This is a genomic window from Blautia sp. KLE_1732_HM_1032 (assembly GCF_025147905.1).
Taxonomy (GTDB): Bacteria; Bacillota; Clostridia; order Lachnospirales; family Lachnospiraceae; genus Blautia_A; species Blautia_A fusiformis.
On the sequence record NZ_CP102266.1, the window covers coordinates 1793811 to 1813961 of the forward strand.

The 20151-nt window shown below is 35.3% G+C and carries 25 protein-coding genes; all 25 read right to left on the reverse strand.

What is annotated here, in order from left to right:
• Positions 1-108 precede the first annotated feature (108 nt).
• Positions 109-438 carry a winged helix-turn-helix domain-containing protein gene (locus NQ489_RS08500; RefSeq protein ID WP_049947036.1) on the reverse strand — a complete coding sequence of 110 codons (330 nt, stop codon included), beginning with the start codon at positions 436-438 and terminating at the stop codon, positions 109-111.
• A gap of 93 nt (positions 439-531) precedes the next feature.
• On the reverse strand, positions 532-900 hold the full coding sequence (locus NQ489_RS08505; protein WP_044962496.1) for a hypothetical protein: 369 nt from the start codon (positions 898-900) through the stop codon (positions 532-534).
• 14 nt (positions 901-914) lie between these two features.
• A complete protein-coding gene (locus NQ489_RS08510; protein WP_021653117.1) occupies positions 915-1571 on the reverse strand; it encodes a hypothetical protein in 657 nt (218 codons plus the stop codon).
• A gap of 99 nt (positions 1572-1670) precedes the next feature.
• Positions 1671-1808 carry a hypothetical protein gene (locus NQ489_RS08515; RefSeq protein WP_021653115.1) on the reverse strand — a complete coding sequence of 46 codons (138 nt, stop codon included), beginning with the start codon at positions 1806-1808 and terminating at the stop codon, positions 1671-1673.
• A gap of 17 nt (positions 1809-1825) precedes the next feature.
• Complete coding sequence (locus NQ489_RS08520) at positions 1826-1960, reverse strand: hypothetical protein (RefSeq protein ID WP_256280322.1); 135 nt, start codon at positions 1958-1960, stop codon at positions 1826-1828.
• Positions 1961-2008: 48 nt separating this feature from the next.
• Positions 2009-4612, reverse strand: a complete 2604-nt coding sequence (locus NQ489_RS08525) for an ABC transporter permease (RefSeq protein WP_156906946.1) — start codon at positions 4610-4612, stop codon at positions 2009-2011.
• Positions 4613-4629: 17 nt separating this feature from the next.
• Positions 4630-5298 (reverse strand): ABC transporter ATP-binding protein, encoded by a 669-nt coding sequence (locus tag NQ489_RS08530; protein ID WP_021653112.1) that lies wholly within the window; start codon positions 5296-5298, stop codon positions 4630-4632.
• An 87-nt stretch (positions 5299-5385) separates the two neighbouring features.
• Positions 5386-6090 carry a hypothetical protein gene (locus NQ489_RS08535; protein WP_044962495.1) on the reverse strand — a complete coding sequence of 235 codons (705 nt, stop codon included), beginning with the start codon at positions 6088-6090 and terminating at the stop codon, positions 5386-5388.
• A gap of 2 nt (positions 6091-6092) precedes the next feature.
• Positions 6093-7298, reverse strand: coding sequence for a radical SAM/SPASM domain-containing protein (locus NQ489_RS08540; protein WP_021653110.1), 1206 nt, complete (start codon positions 7296-7298; stop codon positions 6093-6095).
• A gap of 15 nt (positions 7299-7313) precedes the next feature.
• Positions 7314-7940 carry an ABC transporter ATP-binding protein gene (locus tag NQ489_RS08545; protein WP_044962500.1) on the reverse strand — a complete coding sequence of 209 codons (627 nt, stop codon included), beginning with the start codon at positions 7938-7940 and terminating at the stop codon, positions 7314-7316.
• A gap of 5 nt (positions 7941-7945) precedes the next feature.
• The gene (locus tag NQ489_RS08550; protein ID WP_021653108.1) at positions 7946-8887 is read right to left on the reverse strand and encodes an ABC transporter transmembrane domain-containing protein; all 942 of its coding nucleotides are present in this window, start codon (positions 8885-8887) and stop codon (positions 7946-7948) included.
• A complete protein-coding gene (locus NQ489_RS08555) occupies positions 8844-9827 on the reverse strand; it encodes a S8 family serine peptidase (RefSeq protein ID WP_242827009.1) in 984 nt (327 codons plus the stop codon). The genes NQ489_RS08550 and NQ489_RS08555 overlap by 44 nt, the downstream gene beginning before the upstream one ends.
• 52 nt (positions 9828-9879) lie before the next feature.
• On the reverse strand, positions 9880-10914 hold the full coding sequence (locus NQ489_RS08560; RefSeq protein ID WP_044962494.1) for a radical SAM protein: 1035 nt from the start codon (positions 10912-10914) through the stop codon (positions 9880-9882).
• Between the two features lie 136 nt (positions 10915-11050).
• Positions 11051-11188 (reverse strand): hypothetical protein, encoded by a 138-nt coding sequence (locus NQ489_RS08565; RefSeq protein WP_021653105.1) that lies wholly within the window; start codon positions 11186-11188, stop codon positions 11051-11053.
• 17 nt (positions 11189-11205) lie between these two features.
• Positions 11206-11343 (reverse strand): hypothetical protein, encoded by a 138-nt coding sequence (locus NQ489_RS08570; RefSeq protein ID WP_156906945.1) that lies wholly within the window; start codon positions 11341-11343, stop codon positions 11206-11208.
• A gap of 15 nt (positions 11344-11358) precedes the next feature.
• Positions 11359-11493: a hypothetical protein gene (locus NQ489_RS08575; protein WP_021653104.1), complete on the reverse strand. Its 135-nt coding sequence runs from the start codon at positions 11491-11493 to the stop codon at positions 11359-11361.
• Positions 11494-11558: 65 nt separating this feature from the next.
• Positions 11559-14156 (reverse strand): ABC transporter permease, encoded by a 2598-nt coding sequence (locus NQ489_RS08580; RefSeq protein WP_227945615.1) that lies wholly within the window; start codon positions 14154-14156, stop codon positions 11559-11561.
• A complete protein-coding gene (locus NQ489_RS08585; protein ID WP_021650725.1) occupies positions 14153-14815 on the reverse strand; it encodes an ABC transporter ATP-binding protein in 663 nt (220 codons plus the stop codon). Before NQ489_RS08585 ends, NQ489_RS08580 begins: the two co-directional genes overlap by 4 nt.
• A 139-nt stretch (positions 14816-14954) precedes the next feature.
• Positions 14955-15092 carry a hypothetical protein gene (locus tag NQ489_RS08590; protein WP_021650724.1) on the reverse strand — a complete coding sequence of 46 codons (138 nt, stop codon included), beginning with the start codon at positions 15090-15092 and terminating at the stop codon, positions 14955-14957.
• A 17-nt stretch (positions 15093-15109) separates the two neighbouring features.
• A complete protein-coding gene (locus NQ489_RS08595; protein ID WP_155512147.1) occupies positions 15110-15247 on the reverse strand; it encodes a hypothetical protein in 138 nt (45 codons plus the stop codon).
• 14 nt (positions 15248-15261) lie between these two features.
• Complete coding sequence (locus tag NQ489_RS08600; RefSeq protein WP_256280328.1) at positions 15262-15396, reverse strand: hypothetical protein; 135 nt, start codon at positions 15394-15396, stop codon at positions 15262-15264.
• 64 nt (positions 15397-15460) lie between these two features.
• Complete coding sequence (locus NQ489_RS08605; protein ID WP_227945616.1) at positions 15461-18052, reverse strand: ABC transporter permease; 2592 nt, start codon at positions 18050-18052, stop codon at positions 15461-15463.
• Positions 18049-18711, reverse strand: coding sequence for an ABC transporter ATP-binding protein (locus NQ489_RS08610; RefSeq protein ID WP_021653102.1), 663 nt, complete (start codon positions 18709-18711; stop codon positions 18049-18051). Before NQ489_RS08610 ends, NQ489_RS08605 begins: the two co-directional genes overlap by 4 nt.
• A gap of 331 nt (positions 18712-19042) precedes the next feature.
• Positions 19043-19177, reverse strand: a complete 135-nt coding sequence (locus NQ489_RS08615) for a hypothetical protein (RefSeq protein WP_021653101.1) — start codon at positions 19175-19177, stop codon at positions 19043-19045.
• A 58-nt stretch (positions 19178-19235) separates the two neighbouring features.
• A complete protein-coding gene (locus NQ489_RS08620) occupies positions 19236-20078 on the reverse strand; it encodes a zinc dependent phospholipase C family protein (protein ID WP_044962493.1) in 843 nt (280 codons plus the stop codon).
• Between the last annotated feature and the right edge of the window lie 73 nt (positions 20079-20151).

The following is a 20151-nucleotide window of genomic DNA, read 5'->3' on the forward strand; positions in this document are numbered from 1 at the left end:
TTTTAGGAGGAGTACGTCCGTGCTCCTCCCTTTTCCTTCATTTTGTAAATATCATATACTCTTTTCCAATAGTTGTTTTACAATCAATACTTCTATATCTCCAGGAAATTATAACTTTTTCAGTCTATACCCCACATTGACCAACGTTTCGATAATATCATATCCCATCTTTTTTCTTATCTTCCATATCACATATTCTACTGTTCTGTATGGTATCTGATTATCATGATAATGAATCCCCCATACAGAATGATAAATATTTGTCTTTGGCATTACCCAGTTCGGCTTCAATGCCAGTAAATATAAAACTTCAAATTCCCTGGGTGTCAGGTCTATCTCCTTTCCTTCGTAGATAACCTGATAGGACATTGGATTTAACTGTAATTTCCCATTACCCAACACTACATTCTCTTTATATTCTGGAAAAACATACTTCATGTGTATGCCTCCTCCTGATTTGTAAATTCTATTCTCATTCCAGAAAGAAATACTGGACGAAAATTTCCCGTCCAGCACCTTTTTAATCATTCCTCATTTTAATGTACTCTCTATATCCTCCGCTGCTTTCTCTATAATTTGAAGATACTCCCGGAGCTTTTCAGACTGGATATCTTCCTTTTCTACAAGCGAGTTGACCAGAAAACAACTTGTTTTCATGCAGCTTAACGGATTTCGAATATTGCTCTGCAGTTCTGCCCGCATAGTACGATAATCATTTTCTATATTCAATGTCCTTGTCGCTGCCTTTTCGCAAAAATCCAGTAACTGATTGATACACTCTGCTAATTCCTGCACTGGACCATTCAAATATCCACAACGAACTCTCTGCTCCAAACACTGTTCTAAAAGAATACGGTTCAAATCATTTAACAGCAGTCTACATTCTCTATTACATTCCATTTCTACAGCTCCATTCATGCACGATAATCAAAAATAGAAAATTCCTTTTTCTCAGGCCGATATTTGTACAGCAAATCATAGGCACCATAATTTTCTTCTAAGTCTTCGCTTATATAAAGAGCAGATATTCCCAAACTTTTTGCTGCATGATAGGTCATTATTGCAAGTTCTTCCCTGCTCTGCGCCTGCATTCTTTTGAATAAGTCGAACATTACTACAACCTTTCTGCCTCCAGAAAAGGCGCGTGCGCAGATACATCTCATTTTTTCTCTATGTTTAAGATCCGAAGGATATTTTTGTAATAAATGTCCTATATTAAATGCCCTAACCAATTCCTCTATATTGGATTTATCTCCATCTAATAGCCTTGGCATAGAAATGTTTTCTTCAATCGTCATAAATTCAATCAGCGGAAACTCTTCTGCTGCTATTCCAAACAAACGCCTGTTTAAAAGAGAACGACTATTTTCGTCTATATCAAGCCAATCTTTATTACATACCAATATCTCACCTGTTTTCGGTTTTCTATATCCGCAAAAAATTTCAAACAGTATCCGTCCAAACTTTTCCCCACACATAAAATAGCAAACTTCTTTGGACCTTACTTCAATGTTTAAATTTTGTATATAGGCTTCCCCGTCTGCCATATTTTCAACTAGAAATGGATACATAGTTCTTCTCTCCTTTTCTATAATGGAAATGCACCAGAAAACTATCCCTTATGGTTTTATCTGGCGCATTTCCTTTTGCTTCATTTGTGTTTTTAAATTTTATAACCAACCGGTTACTACTGCTGTACAGTTATTGTATCCACTCTGAACACAGTCATGAAGACAATCATTAGGATCACAATATTGCACTTCCACATCAAATGTTTCTGTCTGCATTTTTTTCTCTACTTCACCCATATTTTTCTCCTTTGCTACTACAACCAACCAGTTACTACTGCTGTACAGATATTTTCCTCTACAACACAGTCACTCAAGCAATCATCAGGATCACAATACTGAACTTCAATGTCAAATTCTTCTTCCTGTGCTTTTGGCTCCATATTCATCATAGTGATGCCTCCCTTCATGAAATTATTTTAAAATTGTCAAATGACAACTTAAAAATCTTTTCTTATTTTTTCTACAATGCTTTCCTTATTGAAAGATTTAAACACAATTACAGGAATCACTCCCGAAAGAATTATAGTTACAACAGATAACGTTATCGCCGGCCATAGCAGCAATTTATAGGTCATAAACCAAATTGCATTACAGATTATTTTTATCATTGTACCGCCTACCAAAGCAGAAAGTACAATTCCTAATACCGCTGAAGACAAAGCATATAACAATCCTTCATTTACAATAAGCCTGATTAACTGTTTTGTTGTCATGCCGATACTTTGCATAACTGCATATTCCTTTTTTCGAGTAATGATATTGGTAATCATTAAATTTATAAAGTTAATAAATCCTGACATACCTAAAATCACACTGATAAATCCACCAATGATATAAACGGTATTCTTAATACCACTCAAACTATTTCTCAGCATGATAACTGAACTGCAGCCAATTTCACCTTCCTTCTGCTCAACAAGTTTTTCTATTTGTTCCATAATCGGTACTAACTCTTCTTTATCTACGTTAAAAGAAAAACTCATCAGAGAAGGCTTTTCATATATGTTCTTAAATGTGTTTTCTGAAATATAAAACATGGGAGCGTCCCCTCCAACAGCAGTAATTCCTGTTGTAACATTAGGGACTTCATACTCCGTTGAGGTCACACTCATTTGAGCAATCACTTCAAGCTCGCGCTCTTCTTCTCCATTACTGCGAACCTTGATTTTATCTCCAATTTCACATTGGAAATCCTCCGTATTTACCGAAGACTGCCCTTGTTTTTTTCGTACTGCTTCAACAACATAATTTCCTTCTTCCAATTTTTGATATACTTCTGCAATAGAAAGATTATCTGCTGTTTTCAGAAAATCACATCTCTGGAAGACATTTTCATTACAGCCATATACATTACATACCGGAAAATCATCATATCCTAACGGAATATAATATTGATCTACCATGATACTGGCTTTTCCATCTTCTTTTATCACATCTTCTTTATTATACGTCAGTCCGTAATCAATCGTAATATCTCTGTCATCTAACGTGTTCTTATATATAAAACCTTTATCTTCAATATCAAATTGATTTTCAACCAAATCTACTATGTTCTCGTCCAGACTATCTGTATGTTGTATATATCCTTTGAGGTTATTAAAAGTGTTTCCATTCGCAATTACCACATCTGCTGCGCACTGTTCTTTTACCGCTTTGTCAATATCAATGCTGTTTACTATAATTAAAGTAGAATTAAGCAGCATACAGCAAAGAGTCATGGATATAACAATAAATACACTTCTTTTCTTCTTTCTCTTCACATTTGATAAGGCTAATCTCCAAACAGAAATTTTCTTTGTATGCTTTATTTTCTTACCGTTCTCCTTTTTCTCAGAATATCTGAGAGCTTCTATCGGAGAAATTTTAGAGATTATATTGATTGGTTTTCTTACACTGACCAATACAGTAAAGATTGTAAAAATGGCTGCCCCAATAAAAATAATTACATTTGGCGAAACCTCTACCGATAAATTTGAATATTCATTTGTAATAAATCCAATCGCAAATGGCAGGATTGCCTTTCCAAGAAAGTATCCTATTAATAATCCACATGGCAATGCAATCAGCAAGAGCCACAGTGTTTGTATACGGACTAAAAACTTAATCTGTTTTTGGGTTGTACCTATCGTTTTTAATAAACCGTACTTCTGCACATCTTGCAAAACAGAAATTTCAAAAATATTGAAAATGAGTAAATAACCTGCGAATACAAAAAGCAGAGCAAACACCAAACCGATAAAAAGGACAGATACATTCATTTCCGGATTAGTAATTCGATTAACTGCGTAAGCAATATAATTTTCTGCATTGGCATCTTCTGGATTTCCACCCAGGCTCAGCACAATATTCTGAAGTTGTTCTTCCATATTATTCGTATTTTTTAATGCTATATCTGAAAAATACGTTCCGGCATATTGCCTGTCTTTGTCAAAAGTATATGGAAATATTTCTTCATTTTCCTGCATAAATTTATCGGATACTAACATCAGACTCGTTTGTGAATTTGGTGCTTCCCATATTCCAGAAACCACCATCTTATATTGATGAATCTGATTTCGCAATTCAAATTCTATTTCAACTTCTGCGCCTACTTTAGGCTCTATTCCCAAACTTTCCAATGCCCTGTCTGTTGTTGCAATTTCATTTTCTTTTGTAGGCGCACAACCTAATGTAGGAACAGAAAAGGTTAATTCCTGCTCAATAGAATCCATGTAATCCAATTCTATATTATGTGTTTTCGTATTACTTAAAAATCCAATCGGTCTTCTAAGCCCGACAAAATCAACTCTTTCATCTTTTGATAATTTTTCAAACTGTTCCTCTGTCATATAACGTATATCAGCATCTGCTTTACTTCCTTTTTGTTTCTGCAAAGTAAGCTGGACTGACTCATACGCTCCTACCCCCGTTGTTATTAGGGTAGCAAATAATACCGTTGTTAAGATCATAGCCAAAACAGCAACAATGTTTCTTGTTCTATTTTTCAAGAAATCTTTCTTTGCTAGTTTCAGCATACATTTCTTGTTTCTGGTCGAATACACGCTGTCCCCTCCTGTTATTATATATCCATAATCTTTCCATCTTGAATTCTGATAATCCTATCTGCCATTTGTGCTAAATTCATATTATGGGTAATCATAACAATAGTTTGACAGAACCGCTTACTGGTTTGCTTTAACAATCCCATCACTTCAAGGCTTGACTGCGTATCAAGATTTCCTGTCGGTTCATCGGCCAAGACGATAGCAGGCTTCGTAATCAAAGCTCTGGCAATCGCAACTCTCTGCTGCTGTCCTCCCGATAAATCGCTTGGTAAATTTTCCAGTTTTTTATCAATTCCTAAAATCGTGATAATCTTATCCAGGAAATCCTGCTCCACTTCATTCCCATCCAGCTCTACTGGAAAAACAATATTTTCATAGACATTTAATATGGGAATTAAATTGTAATTCTGAAAAACAAATCCAATATTCCTTCTACGAAAAATTGTTAATTCTTCTTCGTTTAGCTGCCCTATGTTTTTTCCCTTTACTAAGACATTTCCGGAAGTGGGGATATCCAATCCCCCAATCATATTTAGTAACGTGGATTTTCCACTTCCAGAAACGCCTACAATAGCAACAAATTCACCTTCCTCTATTTTCAATGAAATACCGTCCAATGCTTTCGTGATATTTTCACCTGAACCGTAATACTTTTTCAAGTCCGCTGTTTCAAGTATGGCCATACTGTCGATTCCTCCATCCCGCAATTCTTTTAGCTTCTATAAATCCACAACCATATAGGGTTTAAGATTTCCTTTATATCCATAATTTCACCTTCCCATGCTATTGAAAAACTCCTCTATTTCTACAGAGTCAAAATAAAATTCTGTAATTTTTCCATTTGTAATTCGATATAAAGCCGGAACTCCTGCAATTAACATATCTTCATATTTTGTAATAGAAGCATAATCAATTTCTGGTGTCTGAATATCCGTATAGATATCCCCTACCTGTGAACCAGGGAATGCTGGAATATCCTCTGGAGTAATGGTTACAAAATTGAAGCGCATACGTTTTCCGTAATCATTCTTCATATTTTGATATTTTTCTTCCGATTCGCCTGGTAAAAATACCTTGTTTCCATCACTGTCCACATATCCTATCTTTTTGTTATATTTGGATCGCGTTGCCGCCCAGTTATATTTCTGTAAAGGGCGGTTTTCTCTTAAAGCATAATCTACAAAATATACATTATCATTTTCTGCCGCAAAATTCAGCATTTTATCTTTTACCTGATTGCAAAACGGACACTGAACCATGTAAAAATAAACGTAGTAATCCTCCTGGCTCTGGTTAAACATATCCTTCAAATTGATTTTCGTAACATTTTCGTATGGATCTTCCTCTGAAACTGCGATAGCGGCCTCTTCCCCTGTTGAGTAAGCAAGAACACTTTCTGCATTGAAAGATACGGTCATCACTGTAGCTGCTGTTAATAACCCTACTGTTTTTAAAAGTCTTTTTCTATTCTTCATAACTAATTCCCCCATAATAATTTTTCTAAATGTCCTTTTTGTTTTTCACAAAACTTCTGGAATATTTCCTCATCACTCTGCATTCCCAGAGTAAAATTGATGCAAGAATGGCAAAACAGGTTCACATCACAGTCCTTACATTTTTCCATTCTCCAAGGTCTTAACTTTTCCAATTCCTCTTTCCATGCCGGGTCCTCAATAATTTCTGTAATTGGTGTTTCCAGCAGATTTCCCATAAAAAGATTTTTCAAATTGCTAAGTGGAGCACAAGGATATACATCTCCGTTTTCACTGATATTTAATTCCTTTTTACCCGGCTGACATAATGCACATCTTAAATGCTGTTTTTCCAATTTCTCTATGTACTCCATTGGTGGAAGCAATTCTCTTTGGTTCTCTTCTCCTCTTCCTGAAGGAGCAAATCTTCGGATCAATGGTTTTACATCTAACTCTTCACATAATTTATAAAAGTCCTGATCATGTCCATAAGTGTATTTTGTTTCCAACATGGAAACAGATACTTTTTCCATTCCAGCTTCTTTTAATTTTTTGATCCCGGCAATCACCCGGTCATAAATCCCTTCTCCTCGCACTTTTGTGCAGCTATAGGAATCAAAACCATCAAGGCTGACGGAAACACCATCAACATTCTTTTTAATGATTTCCATAAGCCGTTCATTCAGCAGCAACGCATTTGTAGACAAGGTAATTGCACCTTTATAATTTGCCCTTAAATATTCCAGTATCTCACAGAAATCAGGACGGATTAACGGTTCCCCACCGGTCAGGTTAATCTGTTCTGGATTTAAAACCACCACCTGATCAATTACCTTTTTCCAGTCTTTCGTATTCATGTGGTCTACTTCTTCTATACAAGCAGACGCCACACAATGTTTACATCTTAGATTACACCTATTGGTCAAAGAAAGATATACGATCTGATACGGATAGGTTATCTCATTTTTCATCTGTTCTTCCGAAATATAAAAATGAATCCGGCACAGTTCCTGAAATAACTTATAGGCATTTTTCTTTACCACAGTATCTTCTTCCTCAATGGTAAACTCCCCATTGTTCTCTTCCAGATATTTTTCAAGATACTGAAAATAAACCTCTGAGGTTTTTACAAAGCCTCCGTTTCTGGTGTTACATAAAATAACTCTTTCTTCACGTACTAAAACTTTTGCATTTGGACTTCTCATATACATATCGGGTTCCCTCCTTTACAACTCAATAATAAAGTCTGCATTTTTTTCTGCATCCGCTTCATGCGAAAATAAAATAATAATACTGTTCTGTTTCAAGTGTTCTATCATATCATAAAATTCTTTTTTAGAAACACTATCCAGGTTTGATGTAGGTTCGTCAAAAATATATACAGAACGTTCCCTACATACTGTCCGGATAATACCTATTTTCTGCGCCTGCCCACCTGAAACACTTCCAGTATCAATAAGTTCCGACTCTAATGTACGCCCCATTTCTTCTAAATCTTTATAAAATGATAATAAGGAAATATACTTTTCTACTGGAATAGGATCGTTTAGAGCAATGTTATTTCTTATGGTGTCACGAAAAATCGGCGGCTTCTGAAAACAAATTCCTATCGTTTCTGTAAGTGTTTCCCTGGAAAAATTAGTAATACTTTTCCCATCTAATAATATGGTTCCTGAAAAATCGTTCCATATTTTTAACAGGATACCGGCCAGTGTACTTTTTCCTGAACCATTTTTTCCTTTAATCAGATAAATAGAACCTTTCTCAAGACACATATTCAAATTTTTTCTATATACTTTTACATCTTTATAACTGAAATTCACATCTTTTATTTCAATTTTTGATATATCCATTTGCTTCACCCTACAATCTCATTGATTCTGTCCATTGATACTTTCGCCTTTTGGAACTGTCCAATTACAAGCATAATTGAAGAAAGCGGATTAAACATTCTTTGTGTGTACATAATAATCACTGTCAGCTCTCCAAACTGTACCTGTCCGTTAATCACCATAACACCACTGATTGCCAGTACAATCAAAAATGTAGCGGTACTAATAAGTTGCGGTACCGAACGGTTATAGGCCATTAACATATTTTGCCTTAAAATTTCATTTCGCAAAGAAGTTTCATTCCTGCAAAATTTATCTATATAGTAATTTCTTCCATTTAAAGCCAGATACTCGTAAAGGTTACTTACAAACTCCTTAATCAAACCATTCCCAATGTCCATTTTTCCCATTACTTTTCTGGACTGCCCCATGATTTTTTTGTTAAAGAAAATCTGGATAGCAATAAGAATCGGATAAATTAAAAGCATAAACCAAAATATAACCGGATTGATCTGTATCAGGATTACCGCTGTAATAATCACAGTCACAATTTGTATCAGCAGATCGGAAAGCATACGGGAAGATAACATTTCTATATTATTAACGTCTGCATTCATGCTGGTCATAAACAGATTTGATTTCTTCTCTATTTCCTTTCCATCAACCTGAAACATTGCTTGTATCAACAATAACTTGATTTTAACAATAAAGCCATTTGACATTTTGCAAAACAGATAACTCAATGCCAATGCTACTGTAATAGATACAAGCTGGCATATAGCCATATATGCAACATTGGAGATCACTGCCCCTGGATCTTTTGCCGGAACTGCCTTATCCAGAATATTGGTAATTAACTGGGGATAAATATAGGTCACTATAGCGTCCATAGCTACCAATATAATTCCAAACAGATAACCCCATTTATACTTTCGTATCTGCTCCAAAACAACATTCTTTTTCTTCATAACACACATTCCTTCTCAAATGTTCAACCAGATTATACAGGATACAAACATCACCTACTTTTATGGTATGATAATCCAATTTTGTAATTTTTAATTCCCCATATATCCCGCTGATAAAATCATAAAAATTAAAGAAATTCACGCCTGTAATTTGGGAAAGAAATGGATACCTGCTGATTTCGTCAAGGGAAGATGTGCAGCCAAATTCAAACAATCTCCTGTGTACCTTTTCCAAAATCATCTGTCCCACTTCATCAGTCTGGAGCTTGCCTACGCACTCTAAATCAATTTTTTCTAAAGGATCCTCTGTCTTTTCCAGTATGTTTAATGCTTCCTGTATGCTTTTTATACTCGGTGCTGTCTGCATAGCTCTGGCCAGAATACCTGCCACATAAGCATTTCCCTTTGAGGTTCCCTTAAAAAAATTATATCGTCCAGATTTTCCTGCAACAAATATCGGTGAAATATCCGCCAGAACCTGAACGCTTGCCGCCCTGTCTACAAGAACTTTTTTCTTTGCATCTGGTAATAATTCCCCCACACCAATCACACTTTTATAAATTGCCGGTATGGTATCCTTTGCATTATTACATTCCGAAGCACAGATAATCTTTCCCTGTTTTTCCAAGTCATTACAAATGTCCCTCAATTCCTTTTCCATAGCAGGATCAAGAATTTGTGTTACGGAAAGGCTCAAACAGATGAGATCCACCTGTAGTTCCCTGCACTTTTTTAATGCGGCAAGCAGTAAAGAACTGGTCGTTTTTCCTAATTCATTTACAATTTTTATAGGATAAAATTGCGCCTGCTCTGCAAATTGTAAGATACAATCGATACAGTTGGTTCCATGACCAAAAACATCATCAAAATTTTCCTCTTCAACAATTCCATTTTCTTCTGCACTCTTTTGAAAAGAGAATCCCTGAATTACATGCTCCATGATTTCCTGATTTTGTGTATCTACACCGGAGTCTACAACTGCCACTTTGGGACTATACATGGAATCCCTCCAATATATATTTGTACTTTTTATAAATTCGATAAACAATATCTCTTTCATTGCACTGGAAAGCAGAAACGGTGTAGTAATCTCCGGTATATGCTTTATTAATCAGTTTACATACCTGGCTGGAGCAATTCTGTTTAAATGTACAATCTCCGCACCCTGTCACCGGAATTTCGTTAATCTTATGGAGAGCCTCCAGTTTTTCCGGCTGTAATCCTTTCCAAACATCTCCCAGCCAATAATCCACCTTATCAGCAGCTAATGCACATGGGTAAATTCCACCATCCGCAGATATATGGAATGTATTTGTTCCACCGTCACAGCCAGTACGTCTTCTGAAAGTTGCCTCTTTAATATTGAATAATAAATACTGCGCTGCTTTTTTATCTTTTTCTATCATGTATTCCATGATTTTTTCGTAGTTTTCATAATATATCTGCATATCTTGCTGGTTCCATGCAGCCCCGGCATCTAATGCAAAAGTTACTACTCCCATATCCATCTGATCCAGATAAATATAATTTTCAGCCATAACTGGAAGGGTTTCCTTATTGACAGTCATTCTGACCCGAATGTATTCACCTTGCTCTTTTAAAAACTTTAAGGTTTCCACTACTTTATCAAAGGAAGACTCGCCATTTGGATAAATACGGTTTGTATCATTTGTTTTCCTATTTCCATCAATGCTTACAGAAATCTGTACCTTACCCTTTATAAAATCGTAAATATCCTTTTCAAACACTGTTCCATTTGTTGTCATTGTAAAAATGATATGACCATCATATCGCTCTTTTAAGGTTTCTACAATATACCGAATAACATCAAAATTCAGTAATGGCTCACCACCATGTAAAGCCACATTAATCCGTTTTCCTGCTGCAACAGTTTCATCAAATTTATTAGTAAAATATTTGATTGTCTGTTCTGCGGTTTCCAATGTCATTGTTTTAGGCTGCTTATGTACATAGCAGTATTTACAAGCTAAATTGCATCTTTCGGTTACCCAGAATGTAATATTCATACGGTTTCCCCCTTTCTTATGGAATTAGTATACTTACAAAATCTTACCAAATTATTACACTAAAAAAATATGTGTGAATGCAAAAGTGTCCCTGCAGGAAAACCCACAGGGACAAACGTTAAGTTTTCTGATATTTCTACCAGTATAATGTTACCACCTCATTACAATAGTTGGGAACACTCAGCTTACAGTCATGATAACAGTCATCTGGATCACAATACTGGACTTCTACGTCAAACGTAGTTTCCTGGATTCTTTTCTCCATTTTTTCCATATAGTGTTCCTCCAGTCTTACCAAATTTCTGTAAAATGTGCATCACAATTATTTACTCCTTCGTGAGTACAATCATGATAGCAATCACTTGGATCACAGTACTGTGTTTCTACATCAAATGTAGTTTTTTGAATTCTGATTTCTAAATTTTCCATAAAAGTGTCCTCCTTCTACCATAACGAAGTTATATGTGTGTTACACCAGTCCGGCGCCGTTAAACAATCGTATTCACATCTGTCCGGATTACAATACTGAACCTCTACATCAAAAGATTCTTCCTGCATTTTTTTTTGAAGTTCTGCCATACCTTACACCTCCTTTCATTTGTATTCAGGTTTATCAGCACTTTTGTGGCTGTAAATCATCTTACCTACAGGTTTCTGAGGCGTTCTGTAATGCTTTCTCTTTCCCAGAAATAAATTCCTACCTCAGAAGTTATGATAGATATTATTAAATACAACGCAATAACGATAGTTGCCGGAAATAATGTAAGCCGAAAAGTTGAAAACCAATTAGAAGAACATATCGCTTTAATTGCAGTAATATCAATAAGTGTTGCAAGTATAAATCCACCAATTGCCGCATAAAAAATATATCCTACGCTTTCTCTTATAATCAGCTCACGTAATTGTTTCTTGGTTGCACCTATGCTTCTAAATATCGCCAATTCTCGGTTTCGCACAATTAAGTTCGTAAAAATAATATTCACAAGATTTACAATTCCAATTACACCTAAAATTCCTCCAATTAGCACACATAAAATTCTAACTAGCATTTTATAGTTTTCGATTTCTGCACGCCTTTGCTCTGTAGTTTCAAATCCCACATCAGAAAATTCTTTTGATAGTTCCTGTAACATTCTATTCACAGCAGGAGCATCTTTCTCGTCTGCATCAAAAGAGTAATTTACTAAATTATCTTCTCCATACAATTCTTTAAATAAATCTTCTCCTAAGTAAAGCCAGGGGCCCAAAATGGTTCCTCCTCCTGTAGAACTTCCGCCTGATATTTGTTCTGAATCTATCACCAAAATTTGAGATAATACTTCTACTTCTTTTATTGGTTTTCCATCCCTATAAATGGTCACAACATCACCGACTTTAGGTGATATTTCAATATCACTCATACTCGGCTTACCATTATCATTTGCAGGAATACCCGCCAAAATATAATCTCCACTTTTTAGTTTTTCTTTAATCTCATCAATATTCTTTTCTCCTTCCAAGACTTCCATTTTCTTCAAAAAGTTTTCTGAAATTCCACATACATTACATACCGGTCTCTTATCCTTACCTAATGTCAATGATCCATAATTGGTTGTTGCACTATTAGTAATTACTCCATCAATTTCTATACTAGGTATTTTGACATCTATTACTTTTACCCCCCAATCATAACTTATATCAAAATTATATACAGAATCATCTATTTTATTTTTATATAACTTTGTTCCATTTTCAATCATGGCATTCTTTTCGAGCTCTTGAACAGCTTTTTCATTTAACACTGCTGAAGGTTTCACATAACCGATACTAGGATTTAAAGTGTCTGTTGATGCAACTAAATAATCACTTCGCATTTGTGCATTAACATATTTTTTCTCATCAAAACTATTTGAAACAGTCCACAAAGAATTAATAAATATAATGCTTAAAATAAGAGAGGTAAATACTAAAACGGTTCTCTTTCTATTTCTCTGCAGATTGCTCCTTGCTATATTTCTAATAGAGCGAATATCCTTCTCTGCAGTTTTTTTCTTTATCTCTGTATATTTTGCTGTCTCAATCGCAGAATACTTAGCAGCTTTTTTAGAAGGTCTTCTCATGCTCAAAAATACTGTAAGCAACACAAAGAGAATTGTTAAAATAAAGATAGCCGGGTGTACCGACTGTACAATAGTAAGTTCTTCCTCACTGTATTCCCAATTTTTCAAAATAACTGGCAACAAAAGCGCCCCTAACCCGTATCCGACCAATAATCCAATCGGAATACCAATAAGAGATAAAAGAAACATCTGTCTTCGCATTAATCTTTTAATCTGTTTACCGGTCATTCCAATCGTTTTCATTATTCCAAATTCTTGAATATCCTGCATAACACCTATATCAAAAATATTATAGATCAATAGGTATCCACACAAAATAAATAGTGCTCCGAAAAAGACTATGGAAAGTATTATTCCTATATTTTCTTCCTCTGTATATAGCATAGGATTAACAGATACTTTAATATATTCTTTTTCATTGACATTTTCTGTTTGTGCTCCGATACTTTCTGCATATTCTTTAAGATTTTGCTCAATATTCTTTGTGTTCTTCATGCAAACACTTGCAAAATAGGTTCCTAAAATCTCTTTATCAATATCGTATGTATTCTCTAACACTTCAGGATTGTGTTCTAAAAATGTTTCTGATACAACCAAAAAATTCAATTTAGGATTGCCTGTATACCAACCTGATAATCGCATATCAAAGTTATATTCCTGATTTCTCAGTGTAAAGGATACCGGAACATGACTTCCTACTTCTTTTTTTATCCCCAAATCTTCTAATGCTTGCTCTGATAAAAGCACTTCTTTTTCATCTTCCGGCATCTTCCCTTCTTCCAGTGACAAATAATATGCTTCCATACCACCTTGATCTAAATAGTCTATTTCAACAGGTCGCTTTGTTTCTCCTTCCAGAAATGCAATCGGAATCCTACCTCCCACACTTTCAAATAAATCTGAATTTTGGACTTTCTGAAATTGCTCTTTGTCCAAAAATCGAAGTTCTGCATCTGCTTTCATTCCAGATAATTTTAACTGCGTTTCCTGAATGGATTGCATACCGCCAAATCCAATTTCCAATACTGATGTAAATAAAATGGTAGTTAAAGTAATTGCCAATACAAGAAGAAGATTTCTCTTTCTATTCACCTTCAGATTACCCTGTACCATTTCTTTGATTATTTTCTTTTCATTACTCATACGATTTTACCATCTCTCATTCTTATAATCCTTGATGCCGTTTCTGCAATTTCTCTACTATGGGTAATCATGATAATCGTCTGATTGTAACGTTCCCCTGACTCCCTAAGTAGTCTAAGGACCTCTTCGCTTGACTCACTATCCAGGTTTCCTGTCGGCTCGTCGGCTAAGACAATATCCGGTTTCGTAATCATTGCCCTGGCAATGGCAACTCTCTGCTGCTGTCCGCCTGATAAGGTGTTCGGTAAATTTTTCAACTTATTTTTAATACCCAGGATTTCTACAATCTCTTCAAAATATGCTTCATCAATTTTACTGTTTCCCAAATAAAGGGGTAACAGTATATTGCTTTTTACATTCAGTGTTTGCAGTAGGTTATAATTTTGAAATACAAATCCGATATGTTTTCTTCGATACACCGTCAGTTCTTCCGATTTCATTTTTGTTATGTCTTTTCCATGTATCAGAACCGTTCCCTCTGTCGGATTATCCAATCCGCCCAGCATATTTAATAATGTTGTCTTACCGCATCCTGACGGTCCAACAACAGCTATAAACTCACCTTCTTCAACTGAAAGATTAATCTGATCCAATGCCTTTACACAAATCTCTCCAGTACGATAATACTTTTTTAAATTTGATGTTTTTACCAATTCCATGTTTCTCACCTCATGTTTTATTTTAATATAATCTACAATCCTTACTGAATTATTACAGGCATAAAATAAATCTAATTCTAAAATTAAAAAATGGTTCTTGCATTAAAAACAAGAACCACTTTCTGTAATTTGTCAATTTTTACCAGATTGTTGTCATATCGGCATCACAGTTATTGACACCTTCATGTTTGCAATCGTGATAACAATCACTTGGATCACAATACTGAACTTCGACATCAAATGCAACTTCCTGGATTTTTTTCTCCATTTTTTCCATATAGTGTTCCTCCAGTCTTACCAAATTTCTGTAAAATGTGCATCACAATTGTTAACGCCTTCACCGTAGCAGTCATGATAGCAATCACTCGGATCGCAATACTGGGTTTCTACGTCGAATCCTAATTCCTGAATTTTCTTTTCTAATTCTTTCATGGTTACGTTCCTCCTTATAACATTGAAGTAAAATGTGTGTTACAATGTCCAGGTGCTGTTAAACAATCATGAGCACAATCATCTGGATCACAATACTGAACCTCTACATCAAAAGGCTCTTCCTGCATTCTCTTTTCAAGTTCTAACATATTATCCGCCTCCTTTCACTTATATTTTGGTTTATCAGCACTTTTATGCTGTAAATCATCTTATCTACAGATTTCTGAGGCGCTCTGTAATACTTCCCTTTTCCCAAAAATAAATCCCTGCCTCAGAAGCAATAACAGCTATTATGAAATATAGCACTATGACAATGGCTGCCGGAAGTAATGTAAATTGGAAAGTAAAAAGCCAAATAGAAGAACATATCGCTTTAATTGCAGTAATATCAATAAGCGTTGCAAGTATAAAGCCGCCAACTGCAGCATAGAAAACATATCCTATACTCTCCCTTATAATCAGTTCACGCAACTGTTTCTTTGTTGCACCTATACTTCTAAATGTTGCTAATTCTCGATTTCGCACAATTAGATTTGTAAAAATAATATTCACAAGATTTACAATTCCAATCACACCTAAAATTCCTCCGATTAACACGCACAGTATTCTGACCAGTGCTTTATAATTTTCGATTTCGGAGTGCCTTTGCTCTGTAGTTTCAAATCCAACATCAGAAAATTCTTGTGAAATCTGATTCAACATTCTCCGTACAGCAGGCGCATCTTTCTCATCTGCGTCAAAAGAATAATTCACTAAATTGCCTTCTCCATACAATTCTTTAAATAAATCTTCTCCTAAATAAAACCAAGGTCCTAAAATAGTATCATCACCAGTTAAACTACCTCCTGATATCTGTTCTGAATCCACTACCAAAATTTGTGATAGCACTTCTGCTTTTTTCAGTGGTTTTCCATTCTTATAAATCGTTACTATTTCACCAATATCTGGTAAATTCTCTAAGGCCTGACTACTATAACCACCCTTTGTATTTTTAGAAACAGCAGCCAAAATATAGTTCCCGCATTTTAGCTTTTCTTTAATGGTGGCAATATTGCTTTCCCCATCTAAAATTTCCATTTTATCAACAAAATTCTCAGAAATACCACACACATTACATAATGCTTTTTCATCCTTTGATAATGTTACCTGTCCATAATTTGTTATTGCTTCATTTGTAATTACTCCATCAACTTCTACATTGGGCATATATTCTTTTATTTCAATTCCTTCATTGCCCCATTCGAAACTTATGTCAGAATTATCTACTGTATTTTTATATAATCTAGTACCATTTCGTACTATAGAATTTTTCTCTACTTGTTCCATGACATCCTCGTTCAATGCTGCCGAAGATCTAACATATCCAACACTCGGATTTAAAGTGTCTGTAGATGCAATCAAATAGTCCCTCCGCATTTGTGCATTAATATATTTTTCTTCATCAAAACTATTCGAGATAATCCATAAAGAGTTAACAAAGATAACACTTAATATAAGTGAAGTAAACACTAAAGTCGTTCTTTTCCTATTCCTTTGCAAATTACTCTTTGCTATGTTTCTAATAGAACGAATATCTTTTTCAGCAGTTTTTTTCTTTATCTCTGTATATTTTGCTGTTTCAATTGCAGAATACTTAGCCGCTTTTTGAGAAGGTCTTCTCATGCTTAAGAATACTGTAATTAATACAAAAATAATTGTTAAAGCAAAAATAGCTGGATGCGCTGATTGCACAATGGTAAGTTCTTCCTCACTATATTCCCAGTTTTTCAGAATGACTGGTAGCAAAAGAACACCTAGCCCATATCCCAGAAGCAAGCCAATTGGAATACCGATAAGAGATAAGAAAAGCATCTGTCTTCGCATTAATCTTTTGATTTGTTTACCTGTCATTCCAATTGTTTTCATTATTCCAAATTGCTGAATATCCTGCATAACACCTATATCAAAAATATTATAAATCAATAGGTATCCACATAGAATAAATAAAGCTGCAAAAAAGAATATCGAAAGAATCAATCCCGTATTTCCATCTTCTGAATATAATACATAATTCACTGCTATGTGAATATATTCTCTTCCATTAGAATCCTCAGTTTGACCCCCAAGGCTTTTCACATATTCTTTAAGGTTCTGCTCGATATTTTTTGTGTTCTTCATGCAAACACTTGCATAATATGTTCCGGACACTTCTTTATCATCATCATAAGTATTCTTTGTCACTTCAGGATTATGTTTTAAAAATGTTTCTGATACAATTAAAAAATCAGCCTTAGGATTTCCCGTATACCAACCTGCCAATCGCATATCAAAGCTATATGCTTGACCTCTTAATGTAAAAGACATCGGAACAAGACTTCCTACTTCCTTTTTTATTCCCAATTCTTCCAATGCTTGCTCTGATAAAAGCACTTCTTTCTCATCTTCTGGCATCTTCCCCTCTTTCAAAGAAAGATAATAAGCTTCCATACCACCTTTATCCAGATAGTCTATTTCAATAGGTCGCTTTGTTTCTCCTTCCAGAAATGCAATCGGAATCCTTCCTCCCACGCTTTCAAACAACTCCGAATTTTGAACTTCCTGAAACTGTTCTTTATTCAAGTATCGAAGTTCTGCATCTGCTTTCAATCCCGAAAGTCTTAACTGTGTTTCCTGAATGGATTGCATACCGCCAAATCCAATTTCCAATACTGATGTAAATAAAATGGTAGTTAAAGTAATTGCCAATACAAGAAGAAGATTTCTCTTTCTATTCACCTTCAGATTACCCTGTACCATTTCTTTGATTATTTTCTTTTCATTACTCATACGATTTTACCATCTCTCATTCTTATAATCCTTGATGCCGTTTCTGCAATTTCTCTACTATGGGTAATCATGATAATCGTCTGATTGTAACGTTCCCCTGACTCCCTAAGTAGTCTAAGGACCTCTTCGCTTGACTCACTATCCAGGTTTCCTGTCGGCTCGTCGGCTAAGACAATATCCGGTTTCGTAATCATTGCCCTGGCAATGGCAACTCTCTGCTGCTGTCCGCCTGATAAGGTGTTCGGTAAATTTTTCAACTTATTTTTAATACCCAGGATTTCTACAATCTCTTCAAAATATGCTTCATCAATTTTACTGTTTCCCAAATAAAGGGGTAACAGTATATTGCTTTTTACATTCAGTGTTTGCAGTAGGTTATAATTTTGAAATACAAATCCGATATGTTTTCTTCGATACACCGTCAGTTCTTCCGATTTCATTTTTGTTATGTCTTTTCCATGTATCAGAACCGTTCCCTCTGTCGGATTATCCAATCCGCCCAGCATATTTAATAATGTTGTCTTGCCACAGCCTGACGGTCCAACAACAGCAATAAACTCGCCTTCTTCAACAGAAAGATTGACCTGATCCAATGCCTTTACGCAAATCTCTCCGGTGCGATAATACTTTTTTAAATTTGATGTTTTTACCAATTCCATATTCTCACCTCTCCTTATTTTATTTAATCATAAACCCTAATTCTTACCGAATTATTACCTAAACTCAAAAAATTAAAAAAGGAACATTTAACTCATAATAGAGAAAATGTCCCCTTCATTTTGCTGATAAAATTCAGAAGCTAATTTAGTTCAATTTTACAAATAAGGTGTAATATGTGTGTTACACCACCCCGGCGCAACCGCACAATCGTGTGAGCAATCATTGGGATCACAATACTGTACTTCTACATCAAAGTTTTCGTTTTGCATTTTCTTTTCTAATTCCTGCATCCATTATTCCCTTTCGTACAATACAATTTTTAAGGTTACCCTACCATAAGCTTGTAAAATGAACAGTGCAATGATTTGGTGCAGTTTCACAGTCATAATGACAATCATCAGGAGCACAATACTGTACTTCTACATCAAAGTTCTCGTTCTGCATTTTCTTTTCCAGTTCTTTCATTGTCCCGTCCTCCTTTCTCTGATATTTTAAAGTGTGACATCACCACAAATCATCTCATTTAGTAAATGCCTACTTCCTTACCAAATTTGTAAATGTACTTACTTACTGTCTTTATTGCATTTTGGACTGACTGATTTCCGGCTGAGCTATAAGTATCTTTATTTTGTGCCATTCCAGCCAGTGCTTTGGCATCTTTTGCAGCGCTATAAAGCATATCTCCTACTGCTGTATTCTCCGCACTGCTATAAATATCTGCGCCAAAGCTATTCCCTGCTATGGTATATTCTGTACGGTGTTTGTCTACATACTTTTCAAAATCTGAGTGATTACTATTTACTGCCGTCAGATTGGAAGCATGATGTGGCTCATTCAAATCCGATACATAATGTGTTCCTTTTCCTATGTATTCCATAGCCTTATCTGTATATCCATCTTTATATGCTGCAACTGCACTTTGATAATAGGTTTCTGCTCTGGTTCGTGCTGTAGGGTTTTTCTGTCCCATCCAGTTTTTTCCGGTATCTGGATCATAGAAATGTCCTGCAAACGTGCCATAATCTGTTTCATTTCCTAATACGTCCGGCCAATCTGTATATTCGCATATCACAGCAGCCTTTGTGTTTAATATACTGGCACCTTTATCGTTATTTAAAATCTTCAAGGCATTCGATACGATATACTGGTGTGTATGATCTACCCCGCCGCTGCTAAAGCGCTCATCCGGATTTTCTACATGCTCAATGGGTGCGCCTGGTCCGTAAATTTCATCTGAACCATTCGAAATATCAAGAACCTGTTGCGGTAAATCCTGGGATTCCGCTGCCGATACCGTCCATGATGGCGATACAGAAACACCTACCAAAACCATTGCCAAAAGTACCCCTAGTTTTTTACATTTCATATCTAGTACCTCCCATTTTTTCTTATCAGTATATCCGTAGATTCTTACCAAATTATTACAATTAGTGCATTTA

What these genes read in the sequence shown, in the direction of transcription:
- NQ489_RS08575 (WP_021653104.1), bottom strand. Translation starts at nt 11,493, where the DNA reads ATGGCAGAACTTCAAAAAAAAATGCAGGAAGAATCTTTTGATGTAGAG.
- NQ489_RS08580 (WP_227945615.1), bottom strand. Translation starts at nt 14,156, where the DNA reads ATGAGTAATGAAAAGAAAATAATCAAAGAAATGGTACAGGGTAATCTG.
- NQ489_RS08610 (WP_021653102.1), bottom strand. Translation starts at nt 18,711, where the DNA reads ATGGAATTGGTAAAAACATCAAATTTAAAAAAGTATTATCGCACCGGA.
- NQ489_RS08520 (WP_256280322.1), bottom strand. Translation starts at nt 1,960, where the DNA reads ATGATGAATATGGAGCCAAAAGCACAGGAAGAAGAATTTGACATTGAA.
- NQ489_RS08600 (WP_256280328.1), bottom strand. Translation starts at nt 15,396, where the DNA reads ATGTTAGAACTTGAAAAGAGAATGCAGGAAGAGCCTTTTGATGTAGAG.
- NQ489_RS08570 (WP_156906945.1), bottom strand. Translation starts at nt 11,343, where the DNA reads ATGGAAAATTTAGAAATCAGAATTCAAAAAACTACATTTGATGTAGAA.
- NQ489_RS08500 (WP_049947036.1), bottom strand. Translation starts at nt 438, where the DNA reads ATGAAGTATGTTTTTCCAGAATATAAAGAGAATGTAGTGTTGGGTAAT.
- NQ489_RS08590 (WP_021650724.1), bottom strand. Translation starts at nt 15,092, where the DNA reads ATGGAAAAAATGGAGAAAAAAATCCAGGAAGTTGCATTTGATGTCGAA.
- NQ489_RS08565 (WP_021653105.1), bottom strand. Translation starts at nt 11,188, where the DNA reads ATGGAAAAAATGGAGAAAAGAATCCAGGAAACTACGTTTGACGTAGAA.
- NQ489_RS08535 (WP_044962495.1), bottom strand. Translation starts at nt 6,090, where the DNA reads ATGAAGAATAGAAAAAGACTTTTAAAAACAGTAGGGTTATTAACAGCA.
- NQ489_RS08555 (WP_242827009.1), bottom strand. Translation starts at nt 9,827, where the DNA reads ATGGAGCATGTAATTCAGGGATTCTCTTTTCAAAAGAGTGCAGAAGAA.
- NQ489_RS08615 (WP_021653101.1), bottom strand. Translation starts at nt 19,177, where the DNA reads ATGAAAGAACTGGAAAAGAAAATGCAGAACGAGAACTTTGATGTAGAA.
- NQ489_RS08505 (WP_044962496.1), bottom strand. Translation starts at nt 900, where the DNA reads ATGGAATGTAATAGAGAATGTAGACTGCTGTTAAATGATTTGAACCGT.
- NQ489_RS08620 (WP_044962493.1), bottom strand. Translation starts at nt 20,078, where the DNA reads ATGAAATGTAAAAAACTAGGGGTACTTTTGGCAATGGTTTTGGTAGGT.
- NQ489_RS08595 (WP_155512147.1), bottom strand. Translation starts at nt 15,247, where the DNA reads ATGAAAGAATTAGAAAAGAAAATTCAGGAATTAGGATTCGACGTAGAA.
- NQ489_RS08585 (WP_021650725.1), bottom strand. Translation starts at nt 14,815, where the DNA reads ATGGAATTGGTAAAAACATCAAATTTAAAAAAGTATTATCGTACTGGA.
- NQ489_RS08540 (WP_021653110.1), bottom strand. Translation starts at nt 7,298, where the DNA reads ATGTATATGAGAAGTCCAAATGCAAAAGTTTTAGTACGTGAAGAAAGA.
- NQ489_RS08550 (WP_021653108.1), bottom strand. Translation starts at nt 8,887, where the DNA reads ATGAAGAAAAAGAATGTTGTTTTGGAGCAGATACGAAAGTATAAATGG.
- NQ489_RS08515 (WP_021653115.1), bottom strand. Translation starts at nt 1,808, where the DNA reads ATGGGTGAAGTAGAGAAAAAAATGCAGACAGAAACATTTGATGTGGAA.
- NQ489_RS08560 (WP_044962494.1), bottom strand. Translation starts at nt 10,914, where the DNA reads ATGAATATTACATTCTGGGTAACCGAAAGATGCAATTTAGCTTGTAAA.
- NQ489_RS08605 (WP_227945616.1), bottom strand. Translation starts at nt 18,052, where the DNA reads ATGAGTAATGAAAAGAAAATAATCAAAGAAATGGTACAGGGTAATCTG.
- NQ489_RS08545 (WP_044962500.1), bottom strand. Translation starts at nt 7,940, where the DNA reads ATGGATATATCAAAAATTGAAATAAAAGATGTGAATTTCAGTTATAAA.
- NQ489_RS08510 (WP_021653117.1), bottom strand. Translation starts at nt 1,571, where the DNA reads ATGTATCCATTTCTAGTTGAAAATATGGCAGACGGGGAAGCCTATATA.
- NQ489_RS08530 (WP_021653112.1), bottom strand. Translation starts at nt 5,298, where the DNA reads ATGGCCATACTTGAAACAGCGGACTTGAAAAAGTATTACGGTTCAGGT.